The following is a 12,093-nucleotide window of genomic DNA, read 5'->3' on the forward strand; positions in this document are numbered from 1 at the left end:
GTGCGCAAGGGTTGAGATCACTCGGTCTTCCTGTTGACTGGGGTGGGGGCGGTTCGTAGCGTCTGTGAGCAGCACAACCGAATACGCGCCGATGACGTCTCGCGGGAGAGACCTCGCCCTCGTCGGGCGAGGCGCCGAAGGAGCAATACTCCCCAGTAAACTCTCAGGCACCATTACCGCAGGACACCAGGCGAAACACGGAGAAAAGCAGGAGCATCGCGCTTCTCGCCCACGGTGCAAACCACCCCTGTCGGGTGGTGAAACTCTCAGGCCAATGACTCCGGGGAGACCCCGCCCGACCAGCGCAGACCGCGCCGGTCGGGGGTCGAGGCGCCCCGGATAAGGTTGGGCGCGTGAGCTGACCGGCCCTCGACTGCCGACCGGCACGCCCACCCAGGAGGAGTTTCACCATGTCGTCGCCCGGACAGACGCCCCGGAGGACACCGCTCCACGCGGTGCACGAATCCCTCGGCGCCACCTTCACGGAGTTCGCCGGCTGGCAGATGCCGGTCCGCTACAGCAGCGACACCGCCGAGCACAACGCCGTGCGCAGCAGCGCCGGCCTGTTCGACCTCACGCACATGGGCGAGATCCTCATCAGCGGCCCGCAGGCCGCCGAGGCGCTGGACTACGCGCTGGTCGCCAACGCCTCCGCCATCACCCCCGGTCGCGCCCGCTACACGATGATCTGCGACGAGACCGGCGGCGTGCTCGACGACCTGATCGTCTACCGCCTCGCCGACCAGGAGTTCCTGGTCGTGGCCAACGCCGCCAACGCCGCCGTGGTCTCCGCCGAGCTGGCCGAGCGGGTCTCCGACTTCGACGCGAAGCACTCCGACGTCTCCGACGACTACGCGCTGATCGCGGTGCAGGGCCCGAACGCGGTGGCGATCCTGGCGCCGCTGACCGACACCGACCTGAGCACCGTCAAGTACTACGCGGGCTACCCGGCGACCGTCGCGGGCAAGGACGTGCTGCTGGCGCGCACCGGCTACACCGGCGAGGACGGCTTCGAGCTGTTCACCGCCCCCGGCGACGCCGAGGCCGTGTGGCAGGCCCTCACCGAGTCCGGCGCCGGGCACGACCTCCAGCCGGCCGGTCTGTCCTGCCGCGACACGCTGCGGCTGGAAGCGGGGATGCCGCTCTACGGCAACGAGCTCTCCGCCGAGCTCACGCCGTACCACGCGAACCTCGGCCGGGTGGTCAAGCTGGACAAGGACGCCGACTTCGTCGGCAGGTCCGCGCTGGCCGCGGTCGCCGAGAAGCCCACCGAGCGCACCCTGGTGGGCCTGTCCACCGACCAGCGGCGGGCGCCCCGCCACGGCTACCGGGTCCTCGACGCCGACGGCGCCGAGGTCGGCGAGGTCACCAGCGGCGCACCGTCCCCGACCCTCGGGCATCCGATCGGGATGGCCTACGTCGACCGGGAGCACAGCGAGCCCGGCACGGCCCTGCAGGTCGACATCCGCGGCCGCAACGTCGCGGTGCAGGTCGTCGAGCTGCCCTTCTACCGCCGCAACGCCTGACTGAAAGAAAGAAACAGGAGGCACACACTGATGTCGAACCCGGATCTGTTCAACGATGCCCTGGCAACGGTTGACCCGGAGGTCGCAGCGGCGGTCGGCGCCGAGCTGGGTCGCCAGCAGAACACGCTGGAGATGATCGCCTCCGAGAACTTCGCCCCGCAGGCGGTGCTGCAGGCGCAGGGCTCGGTGCTCACCAACAAGTACGCCGAGGGCTACCCGGGCAAGCGCTACTACGGCGGCTGCGAGCACGTCGACGTCGTCGAGCAGCTGGCCATCGACCGGATCAAGGACCTCTTCGGCGCCACCTACGCCAACGTGCAGCCGCACTCGGGCGCGCAGGCCAACGCGGCGGCGATGTTCGCGCTGCTCAAGCCGGGCGACACCATCATGGGCCTGGACCTGGCCCACGGTGGCCACCTGACCCACGGCATGCGGATCAACTTCTCCGGCAAGCTCTACAACGTCGTGCCGTACCACGTCTCCGACGACGACCACCGGGTCGACATGGACGAGGTCGCGCGCCTGGCCCGGGAGAACAAGCCGCAGCTGATCGTCGCGGGCTGGTCGGCCTACCCGCGTCAGCTGGACTTCAAGCGGTTCCGGGAGATCGCCGACGAGGTCGGCGCCTACCTGATGGTCGACATGGCGCACTTCGCTGGCCTGGTGGCCGCGGGCCTGCACCCGAGCCCGATCCCGCACGCCCACGTCGTGACCACCACGACGCACAAGACCCTGGGCGGCCCGCGCGGCGGTGTGATCCTGTCCTCGGACGAGGAGTTCACCAAGAAGTTCAACTCCGCGGTCTTCCCCGGTCAGCAGGGCGGCCCGCTGGAGCACGTGATCGCCGGCAAGGCGGTGGCCTTCAAGATCGCCGCGGGCGAGGAGTTCAAGGACCGCCAGCGCCGCACCGTCGAGGGCGCCCGGATCCTGGCCGAGCGCCTGCTGGCCTCCGACGCGGCCGAGGCCGGTGTCTCGCTGGTCTCCGGCGGCACCGACGTGCACCTGGTGCTGGTGGACCTGCGCAACTCCGAGCTGGACGGCAAGCAGGCCGAGGACCGGCTGCACGAGATCGGCATCACCGTCAACCGCAACGCGGTGCCGAACGACCCGCGCCCGCCGATGGTCACCTCGGGTCTGCGGATCGGCACCCCGGCGCTGGCCACGCGCGGTTTCGGCAAGGAGGAGTTCACCGAGGTCGCCGAGGTCATCGCCCAGGCCCTCAAGCCGAACTTCGACGAGTCGATCAGCGCCGAGCTCCGCACCCGGGTCGAGGCGCTGGCGGCCAAGCACCCGCTCTACCCGAACCTCTGATCGCCTGACACGACGAACGCCGCATCCCGATGGGGTGCGGCGTTCGTCGTTCGCGGGTGCTTCAGGCGCCTTCGGCGGCGTCGGCGAGGTCCTGGAGGGCGCGGGCCAGCTGCACCGCCTCGGTGCGGCCGAGCTCGCTGGGCTCGTAGCCCGCGTCGCAGGTGGTGCGGCCGAGCCAGGTGATCAGGTAGGTCTCGGCGCCGTCGGCCTCGATCGCGAGGTTGAGCTGCTGGTCGGAGCGCGGGATGGCGAAGGAGACCTGCCCGGCCTCGGCGTCGAGCAGGTCGAGCACCGCTCTGGCCAGGTCGCGGGCCTCGTCCGGGGACAGCTCGCAGGGCTCGCAGCCGCTGTCGCGGGGGCTGTCGACGAACGCGATCAGATAGGTCTCCCCGGCGGAGGTCTCGACCGCCACGTGCAGCCGCTCGCCCGTGCGGGGAGCGGCGATGGCCGCCGCGCGGGCCGGTGCGCTCGAGGTGCCGGTGTGGCTCATGCTGTCACCTCTCATCCCTTCCAGGGCAGCAGTCCACTCCGATTCGAGCTGGTTGTCACCCCGTCAACACGCATTCGACCCGAACCGTTTCCGAATTTCAACAAGTCGACTTCCCGGCTCCGCAGGCCTTGCCGTCCGCCTGCTACACACCGGCTTCGGCGGGGGTGGCGCGTTCGAGGCGTTCGACCCGGGCGCTGACCTCGCGGAGCAGGACCTGGGTGGGTACCGAGTCGAGCTCGGGGATGATGCGGACCTCGGCGCGGGCTTCCTCCGCGCTCAGCCGACCGGCTTTGACCAGGACTTCCAGCAGCGGGACGCCGAGGGCGCGGGCCATGATGCGGGCGTTGCCGATGTCCGGCCGGTAGCCCTTGCGCCAGCGGAAGACCACGCTCGGTTTCAGCCCGCTGTGCTCGCAGAAGTCGTGGACCGTCCATCCGCGCTCGGCCAGGTGCCGTTCGAGGTACTCGACGAAGTCGCTGTCCCCGGCCGCGGTCACGTCGCTCGCGCCAGCGTGTGCCATGCGTTCGAGTCTAGTCCCACCCGTGCGACTGGTCGCACTCCGCTGAACAGGTGGCCGGGCACGCCTGCCATCGGAGGCAGGCCGTTCACCATTGGTTTCGGTTCGAAACATGCATTAGAGTCCAGACACATGAACGAGACTCGCTGCGACGCAACTCCGCCGAAGCACCAGCCACTCGGCCGCGGCGTCCGCATCTCCGCGCACCCCGCCCACTAGCTGTTGAGGAATGCGGCGGAGCCGCATTCTCGTTCACCACCCTCGCAACCGGCACCGCCGCGGGTTCTGATCGGCTTCGTGGCGAGTACGCCGGGACGCCTCGTATCGGCATACTCAATGAGCGGCGCACGGAGTCCACGGAGCCGATCAGGTTCCGCTACCCGCACCGCTGAGCAAGTGGTCCTCGAACACCTCCTAGGCGGCGGTGTCGATCGCCTCCGGCTGCGGCTCGGTCACGACCTGACCGCGCGGGCGTCGGCGCCTGTAGGCCCACGCACCCGCTCCCAGGAGCACGATCGCGATCGCCAGCACCCAGCTGGCTCGGCCGAGCATCGACTCGACGTACTTCGCCGAGGCTCCCGCCGCCCAGCCGATGCCCACGTGCGTCGCCGACCAGGCCGCCGCGCCGACCAGCGACGAGACCACGAAGCGCGGGAAGGACATGCCGCTGGCGCCCGCCGCGGCCGGCATCAGCGTCCGGACCACCGGCAGGAACCTGCCCAGCAGCACCGCGCCGATCCCCCAGCGCCGCAGCAGCGAACCCGCGCGGTCCCAGTGGTGCCGGCCGAGCTTGCGGACCACCTTCGTCTCGCGCATCTTCAGCCGGTACCGGCGGCCCAACCAGAAGCCGATGTTGTCGCCCACCGCCGCGCACACCGCCACCGTCACCGCCAGCACCAGGAAGAACCGGAGATCGGTCACGGCGGCCGAGGCCACCAGCAGCCCGGCCTCCCCCGGCACCAGGAACCCCAGCCCGATCGTGCACTCGCCGAGCACCAGGGCGCCGGTGGCCAGCACCAGCAGCGGCCGGGGCAACCCGGCGATCAGGGCCAGCATGTCGCTGATGAACGTCACGGCAACGGGCTCCTCGGATTCCGGCGCGGGCGCGGACTGCGGTCACGCTACCGGGGGACCGTTGAGGCGTTCTCAGGGATGGCACCCATGCGCCACCCATTCGTCCCTCAGCAGGACTTCGTCCAGGAGCACTCCAGGGCGCTCTCGTCGCGGGCGGTGCCCGGGTCGTCGGAGCCGGTGCGCGGCCGCGGGATTCGCGCGTGCCCGCGCGGGTGGTCGTCGGCGCCGGTGTGCTGGGCGAGGCGGATCGCGATCGCGTCCTCCAGGTCCTGCGGGGCGTCGGAGAGGAAGTCGTTGAGCACCACCGAGAACACCAGCCTCCGGCCGTCGGCGGCGGTGACGTAGCCCGACAGCGAGGTGACGCCGGTCAGCGAACCGGTCTTGGCGTGCACGTTGTTGGCCGCCGGGGTGTCGACCATCCGGTCGCGCAGCGTGCCGCCGACCATCCGCTCCGGAACCCCCGCGATCGGCAGCGCGTCGTGGAACGCCTGCGCCCACGGGCGCTGCGCGGCGTTGTCGAGCAGCAGCGCCAGCTGGTCCGGGGTGACCCCGTCCATCCGGGACAACCCGGAGCCGTCCACCAGCCGCAGCGCCGCCGGGTCGACGCCGAGACCGCGCAGCGCGTCGGCGACCACGCCGGTCCCGGCCTCCCAGGTGCCCTCCCCCGCGCGCTCGCGGCCCATCGCCTTGACCAGGACCTCGGCGTGAACGTTGTTGCTGAGCTTGAGGAACGGCACGAGCAGCTCGCGCAGCGGCATCGAGTCGCGCGCGGCGAGCTCGCGGGCGCCCTCCGGCGCGGGAGCCTTCCCGGTGCCGTTGACGGTGATCCCGCGGGCGGCCAGGGCGCGGGCGAAGAGGTCGGTGGCGTAGGCGGTCGCGTCGGGGACGGCGATCCACTCCCGCACCGGCTCCGCCCCGGCCGGGACGGTGCCGGTGACCAGCACGCGACCGCTGTGGTGATCGCGGGTGATGCCGATCGACGGCTCGCCCTCGGCGACGGTGGTGGCCCGGTTGTCGACGTCGAGCACGCCTGTTCCCGGGTCCAGTGCGACGTCCGGCGCCTGGCCGGGTGCGGTGGGCGTGACGCGCACGATCGCGCTGCCCGCGTCGAAGTCGGTGTCCGGCGCCGCGCTCAGCGCCGAGACGGGAGCCGAGTAGGAGTACGGCTCGTCGTCCCAGGCCCAGCCGGTGCCCAGCGGCACGTCGTCGAACGAGGTGTCGTCGGCCAGCAACCGGCCGCGCACCTCGCGCACGCCCTGCTCGGCGAGCCGGGCGGCGAGCGCGTCGTAGTCGGCGGGCAGCATCGTCGGATCGCCGGTGCCGCGCAGGTGGAGGTCGCCGTTCAGGGTCGAGCCCTGCTGCGCGGCGTCGCTGAGCACCTGGGTGCGGAAGCGGTGATCCGGCCCGAGGGTCTCCAGCGCGGCGGCCGCGGTGAACAGCTTCGCGTTCGAGGCCGGGGTCGCCCGGTCGGTCGCCTGCCTGCTGTAGAGGACCTCGTCGGTGGCGGGGTCCCGGACCACGACCCCGGCCTGGGCCCCGCCGAGGCGCGGATCGGCCAGGATGTCGTCGAGATCGACCTTGAGCGCGTCCACCCCGGTCGGCGCGGCCCCCGTCGACGGCACCACCGCCAGCGGCAGCGCCACCGCCAACCCGACCACGAACGCCCACCGTCTCCGCATGCCGGCTCCTCTCCGAGATCACGGAGACTAGGCAGCACGCTGTGGAAGGTCAACGAACCCAACCCGAAGGTCGCAAATCAGAAACCCAACACCCCCAATCCCGCCGAACCCCACCTCACCCACCCAAAACCCGGATTACCGCCGTAATCAGGAACCCGAATACCGGAGTAATCCGGAACCGGAATACCGCCGTAATCGGAGACCCGAATACCGGAGTAATCGGGGACCGGAATACGGCGGTAATCGGGAACCCGGATACGGGAGTGGTCGGGGTGGGAGTGGTCGGGTGGGGTGGGTCAGCCGAGGGCGATGGAGGTGGCCATCGCGAGCAGGGCTCCGCCGCAGGTGCGCTCGAAGACCTTGCGGCGTTTGGGGGCGGCGAGCAGCGCGGCGAGCTTGCCGACCGAGGGGACCACGATCAGCCACCACACCGCGAAGGCCGACACGGCGACGGCGCTGAGCAGCGCGGCCTGCGGCATCGGGGCGGCATCGGGGTCCATCGCCTGCGGCAGCAGCGTCAGGAACGTGAGCATCACCTTCGGGTTGAGCACGTCGGTGAGCAGTCCGCGCAGGAACACCGACCGGCCCGAGCGCGGCTGCTCCACGACCGCCTCGGCCGTGCTCGCCCCGGAGCCGCGCAGCATCTGCAGCGCCATCCACGCCAGGTAGGCCACGCCCAGGCCCTTGACCACGAACAGCGCGGCGGGGACCGTCGCGACCAGGGCCGACAGGCCGAGCGTGGCGGCGGTGGCGTGCAGCAGCAGGCCGCAGGTCACGCCGGCCGCGGCGAGCCAGCCGTAGCGGCGGCCGCTGGCGGCGTTGCGGGTGACCACGACGAAGTCGGGGCCGGGGATCAGCACGATCACCAGCAGCGCCAGCAGGAACGACCCCCAGGCGATGTGCACGGCGAGCTCCTTCGGTAGAACGTCGGGGAGGTGGATGCGCGCATCCTCCGCCGATGGTTCGCCGGTTTTCGATCTCGGACGTAAGATGTTCGGTCATGAGCGAATCCGTCGAACTGGATTCGGTCGACTGGCGCATTCTGGAGGAGTTGCAGAACGACGCGACCCTGCCGAACCGCACCCTCGCCGACCGAGTCGGGCTTGCACCGTCGAGCTGCCTGCAGCGCGTCCGCAGGCTGCGGGAACAGGGAGTCATCACCGGGTCGCACATCGACGTCGACCCGGCCGCCACGGGGCTGGCGCTGGAGGCGGTGGTGGCGGTCAACGTCCGGCCGCACACGCGCCCGATCGTCGATCAGTTCCGCGAGTTCGTCATGGCCCAGCCGGAGACCCGGTCGCTGCTGCACGTCAGCGGCCAGGCCGACTTCCTGCTGCACGTGGCGGTCGCCGACACCGCGCACCTGCAGGAGTTCCTCGTCGACCGGCTCGCGGCCCGCACCGAGGTCCGGAACTTCACCAGCTCCATCGTCCTCGAACAGCTCCACACCAGGGCCCTCACGCCCCCGAAGCACCTCCGCCCCAAGCGCCGCAGGCGCACCTGACGAGGGGGAAGTTTTCATGAAAACTGCGCCCCACCACGAAACCGATAATCCCTCGGAAGAACACCCTTCCCACGCCTGAGGAAGTCCGGTTTTCGATGTGGTGGTGGGGGAAGTTTTCATGAAAACTTCCCCACCACCACGTCGAAAACGGGAGGGGGCACCCGACGCGAGGAGGGTGCGCGGAGGAGGGTCAGTCGTTGACCCGGAGGAGTCCTTCTTGGACGACCGTGGCGACGAGGGTGCCGTCCTGGGCGAAGAAGCGGCCGGTGGCGAGGCCGCGACCGCCGGAGGCGCTCGGCGAGGCGCAGTCGTAGAGGAACCACTCGTCGGCGCGGAAGCGGCGGTGGAACCACATCGCGTGGTCCAGGCTCGCGCCGACCACGTTGTCCAGGCCCCAGTAGACGCCGTGCCGCGCGAGCGGCGCGTCCAGCAGGGTCATGTCGGAGGCGAAGGCCGCGATGCAGACGTGCAGCAGGTCGTCGTCCGGCACGGCCAGGACGCCGTCGGCGCGCATCCACACCTGGTTGCGGGCCTCGCGCGGGCCGTTCTCGCGGCTCACCCACGGCGGCTCGGTCACGTAGCGGACGTCGATCGGCCGCGGCTGGGCCGGGCCGAGCTTGGGCAGCACCTCGCCGATGCGCTCGCCGAACGTCGGCAGCGACTCGGGGTCGGGCACGTCGGGCATCGGCTCGGCGTGGTCGATGCCGTCCTCGTCGACCTGGAACGACGCCGACAGCGAGAAGATCGTCTTGCCGCGCTGCAGCGCCACCACCCGGCGGGTGGTGAACGAGCGGCCGTCGCGGGTGCGGTCGACCTCGTAGACGATCGGGATGCTCGGGTCGCCGGGCCGGATGAAGTACGCGTGCAGCGAGTGCACCCGCCGCTCCTCCGGCACCGTGCGACCGGCCGCGACCAGCGCCTGACCGGCGACCTGGCCGCCGAACACGCGGATGGTGGAGGTCGCGGGGCTGACCCCGCGGAAGATGTTCTCCTCGATGCGCTCCAGGTCCAGCAGAGCCACCAGGCTGTCCAGCACTGGTTGGCCGTGCGGCATGCCGTTGACGTCGAGCGGCACCTCGCCCAGCAGGTGGGTACCGGTCGGGTCGGCTGCTGCGGCCCTGGCCGCTTCGGTCACTGCGCGCTCCTAGGTTCGTGCGCCCGACCGGCCGGACGGGAGCTGGTGGCTCCCGTCCGAAGGCCGATCAGACGTGGTCTTCTTCTCCCAGCCGGTGCACGCGGATGAGGTTGGTCGAACCGACCGTGCCCGGGGGCGAACCGGCGACGACGACGACCATGTCGCCGCGCTGCGACTTGCCCAGCGACAACATCGCCTGGTCGACCTGCCGCACCATCTGGTCCGTTGTGTCCACCTTAGGGACCAAGAACGTCTCCGTCCCCCAAGTGAGAGCGAGCTGACTCCGCACCGACTCCTCGGGGGTGAACGCCAGCAGCGGCAGCCGGGTGTGCAGGCGCGCGAGGCGTCGCACGGTGTCGCCGGACTGCGTGAAGGCCACCAGGGCCTTGGCGTTGAGGCGCTCGCCGATGTCGCGCGCCGCGTAGGAGATCACGCCGCGCTTGGTGCGCGGGACGTGGCTCAGCGGCGGCGGGGTCGGCGAACCGGACTCGACGGCCTCGACGATGCGGGCCATGGTCTGCACGGTCTCGATCGGGTAGCGACCGACGCTGGTCTCGCCGGAGAGCATCACCGCGTCGGCGCCGTCGAGGACGGCGTTGGCGACGTCGGAGGTCTCGGCCCGGGTGGGGCGCGAGTTCTGGATCATCGAGTCCAGCATCTGGGTGGCCACGATGACCGGCTTGGCGTTCTCCCGCGCGATCCGGATCGCCTTCTTCTGGACCAGCGGGACGTGTTCGAGCGGGAGCTCCACGCCGAGGTCACCGCGGGCGACCATGACGCCGTCGAAGGCCAGCACGATGGCTTCGAGGTTGTCCACCGCCTCGGGCTTCTCCAGCTTCGCGATGACCGGCGCGCGGCGGCCGACGCGGTCCATCACCTGGTGCACCAGGTCGATGTCGGCGGGGCTGCGCACGAACGACAGCGCGATGAAGTCCACGCCCAGCTCCAGGGCGAACTCCAGGTCCTCGATGTCCTTCTCGGACAGGGCCGGCACGGACACGTCCATGCCCGGCAGGGAGATCCCCTTGTTGTCGGAGACGGGACCGCCCTCGGTCACCTCGCACACGACGTCGTTGTCCTCGACGGCGGTCACGACCATCGCGACCTTGCCGTCGTCGACCAGCAGCCGGTCGCCCTTCTTGGCGTCCTCGGCCAGGCCCTTGTAGGTGGTGGACACCCGGTCGTGCGTGCCCTGCACGTCTTCGACCGTGATGCGCACGACGTCGCCGGTGCGCCACTCGACCGGTCCGGCTGCGAACTTCCCGAGCCGGATCTTCGGTCCCTGCAGGTCTCCTAGGATGCCCACGGCGCGGCCGGATTCCTTGGCCGCGGCCCGGACCATGTCGTAGACCTGCTGGTGGTCGGCGTGGCTGCCGTGGCTGAAGTTCAGCCGGGCGACGTCCATTCCGCTGCTGACGAGCTCGGCCATCTTCTCCGGAGTGGAGGTGGCGGGGCCCATGGTACAAACGATCTTGGCTCGTCGACTCACATCATGCCAGCGTAGTCCTTCATCACCTCGGTGCAGCACTCAGCCACGCTCCACTTTCCTGATCGGGTATTTCGTTGCTGGATCATTACAGAAAGCAGCTCAGACGACTTCCGCTCCTGATCGCGGTGCTCGTGAGCTGGGCGGTGCTGTTCACCCCGGAATCGGGTGTGCCCAGCGCACCGCCCGGCACCGACAAAGTGGTGCATTTCACCCTTTTCGCCGCGCTGGCGATCACCGCGCGGATCGCCGGTGCCCGCACCGCCTGGCTGCTGCCGTCACTGGCCGCCTACGCGGCGCTCTCGGAACTCCTGCAGGGCGCGCTGCCGATCGGGCGCAGCTGCGAAGCCCTCGACGCGCTCGTGGACATCGCGGGCGCGCTCATCGGCTGGGCGGCCGTGCGGTTCACCGCCGCTTCTTCTCGGTGACGCCGATGTGGTCCGCGCACCACTGGTTGAGCTCGCGGACCGCTTCCCAGGACTCGCGGACCCGCCGCAGGCAGGTGCGCTCGTGCAGGGCGTCGTCGGGCTCCCAGGAGCGCACCGCGTAGAGCGTCTTGTGCCGGAGCAGGTCGAGCCTGGGGTGGTCGGCGTCGAAGCCGCGGGGCCGGGTCTGCAGCGCGGTTCCGGTGATCTCCCAGCCCTGGTCGGCCAGGTCGTCGAGCAGCTTCCGCAGCCGCTCGCCGTGGACGTCGGTGTCCACCGCGGTCCGGAAGCGGGCGAGCTGGTCGGACTCGGAGTGGAAGCAGCCGCCCGCGACGAGCATCCCCTCCGGGCCGACCTGGACGTAGTAGGCGCCGCCGCCGCGTCCCTGCTCGATGACGGCGCCGCAGTGCGTCTTGTACGGCGACTTGTCGCGGGCGAACCGCACGTCCCGGAACGGCCGGAACACCTTGCCCTTGCCGAAGCCGGGCCCGAACTCGGGCTCCAGCTCGGCCAGCAGCGCCTCCATCGGCGCCCGGACGTGCTCCTGGTAGAGCTCCCGGTTGTCCGCCCAGTAGGCCTTCGAGTTGTCCGCCTGGAGCCCCTCGAAGAACTCGACCGCCCCGTCACCAAAACCCTCGAACCGCACACCCCGACCCTAGATCGTCCCCACCCGAGACCCCACGAAAACCTCGTCCCCCGGGCCCCAGGGGGTGGGGAAGTTTTCATGAAAACTTCCCTCCCCTCAGGACGTGAGACGGTGACCAGGCCCTGACGTGGACTCTATTTTTGCAGTTCACTGGGGTTGAGTGGGTGTGGGTGGGACAGTTCTCATGAAAACTGTCCCGTTCTTGGTGGGGTGAGGTTTTCATGAAAACTGTCCCCGTCTCTGGGTGCTCAGGTGAGGCGGATTTGGCGGTTGACGTCTTTGTAGAGGAGGTAGCGGAAG

The 12,093-nt window shown here is 70.3% G+C and carries 12 protein-coding genes and 2 riboswitches; of the genes, 4 read left to right on the forward strand and 8 right to left on the reverse strand.

All coding sequences use genetic code 11. The features are described from left to right. The first annotated feature begins 92 nt into the window (after positions 1-92). A riboswitch (glycine riboswitch) is annotated at positions 93-189 on the forward strand. Between the two features lies 1 nt (position 190). Beyond that, positions 191-291, forward strand: a riboswitch (glycine riboswitch). A gap of 119 nt (positions 292-410) precedes the next feature. Together gcvT and glyA are read left to right on the forward strand one after the other, a co-directional pair. Further along, positions 411-1,526, forward strand: a complete 1,116-nt coding sequence (gene gcvT / locus QFW96_RS29475; protein ID WP_281459022.1) for a glycine cleavage system aminomethyltransferase GcvT — start codon at positions 411-413, stop codon at positions 1,524-1,526. Between the two features lie 30 nt (positions 1,527-1,556). Beyond that, positions 1,557-2,837 (forward strand): serine hydroxymethyltransferase, encoded by a 1,281-nt coding sequence (glyA, locus tag QFW96_RS29480; RefSeq protein WP_281459023.1) that lies wholly within the window; start codon positions 1,557-1,559, stop codon positions 2,835-2,837. Positions 2,838-2,898: 61 nt separating this feature from the next. On the opposite strand, the gene QFW96_RS29485 is transcribed toward glyA, so the two are convergent. The 5 genes from QFW96_RS29485 to QFW96_RS29505 form a co-directional block, all read right to left on the reverse strand. Continuing rightward, on the reverse strand, positions 2,899-3,327 hold the full coding sequence (locus QFW96_RS29485; protein WP_281459024.1) for a hypothetical protein: 429 nt from the start codon (positions 3,325-3,327) through the stop codon (positions 2,899-2,901). 142 nt (positions 3,328-3,469) lie between these two features. Further along, the gene (locus tag QFW96_RS29490) at positions 3,470-3,847 is read right to left on the reverse strand and encodes a helix-turn-helix domain-containing protein (RefSeq protein ID WP_281459025.1); all 378 of its coding nucleotides are present in this window, start codon (positions 3,845-3,847) and stop codon (positions 3,470-3,472) included. A 411-nt stretch (positions 3,848-4,258) separates the two neighbouring features. Then, positions 4,259-4,918: a DedA family protein gene (locus QFW96_RS29495; RefSeq protein ID WP_281459026.1), complete on the reverse strand. Its 660-nt coding sequence runs from the start codon at positions 4,916-4,918 to the stop codon at positions 4,259-4,261. Positions 4,919-5,025: 107 nt separating this feature from the next. Then, positions 5,026-6,597 (reverse strand): D-alanyl-D-alanine carboxypeptidase/D-alanyl-D-alanine endopeptidase, encoded by a 1,572-nt coding sequence (gene dacB, locus QFW96_RS29500; RefSeq protein WP_281459027.1) that lies wholly within the window; start codon positions 6,595-6,597, stop codon positions 5,026-5,028. Between the two features lie 296 nt (positions 6,598-6,893). Further along, positions 6,894-7,502 (reverse strand): LysE family translocator, encoded by a 609-nt coding sequence (locus tag QFW96_RS29505; RefSeq protein ID WP_281459028.1) that lies wholly within the window; start codon positions 7,500-7,502, stop codon positions 6,894-6,896. A gap of 95 nt (positions 7,503-7,597) precedes the next feature. On the opposite strand from QFW96_RS29505, the gene QFW96_RS29510 reads away from it, so the two are divergent. Next, the gene (locus tag QFW96_RS29510; protein ID WP_281459029.1) at positions 7,598-8,101 is read left to right on the forward strand and encodes an Lrp/AsnC family transcriptional regulator; all 504 of its coding nucleotides are present in this window, start codon (positions 7,598-7,600) and stop codon (positions 8,099-8,101) included. Positions 8,102-8,291: 190 nt separating this feature from the next. Here the strand turns inward: QFW96_RS29510 and QFW96_RS29515 are convergent, their stop codons facing one another. Together QFW96_RS29515 and pyk are read right to left on the reverse strand one after the other, a co-directional pair. Beyond that, positions 8,292-9,236 (reverse strand): acyl-CoA thioesterase, encoded by a 945-nt coding sequence (locus tag QFW96_RS29515; RefSeq protein WP_281459030.1) that lies wholly within the window; start codon positions 9,234-9,236, stop codon positions 8,292-8,294. A gap of 67 nt (positions 9,237-9,303) precedes the next feature. Next, positions 9,304-10,725: a pyruvate kinase gene (gene pyk, locus QFW96_RS29520; RefSeq protein ID WP_281459031.1), complete on the reverse strand. Its 1,422-nt coding sequence runs from the start codon at positions 10,723-10,725 to the stop codon at positions 9,304-9,306. A 200-nt stretch (positions 10,726-10,925) separates the two neighbouring features. Here pyk and QFW96_RS29525 point away from each other — a divergent pair, with 200 nt between their 5' ends. Then, positions 10,926-11,150, forward strand: coding sequence for a VanZ family protein (locus tag QFW96_RS29525; RefSeq protein ID WP_281459032.1), 225 nt, complete (start codon positions 10,926-10,928; stop codon positions 11,148-11,150). On the opposite strand, the gene QFW96_RS29530 is transcribed toward QFW96_RS29525, so the two are convergent. Further along, complete coding sequence (locus QFW96_RS29530) at positions 11,128-11,793, reverse strand: DUF2461 domain-containing protein (protein ID WP_281459033.1); 666 nt, start codon at positions 11,791-11,793, stop codon at positions 11,128-11,130. The two genes, QFW96_RS29525 and QFW96_RS29530, sit on opposite strands and share 23 nt — an antisense overlap. Between the last annotated feature and the right edge of the window lie 300 nt (positions 11,794-12,093).

Source organism: Saccharopolyspora ipomoeae (assembly GCF_029952525.1).
GTDB lineage: Bacteria > Actinomycetota > Actinomycetes > Mycobacteriales > Pseudonocardiaceae > Saccharopolyspora > Saccharopolyspora ipomoeae.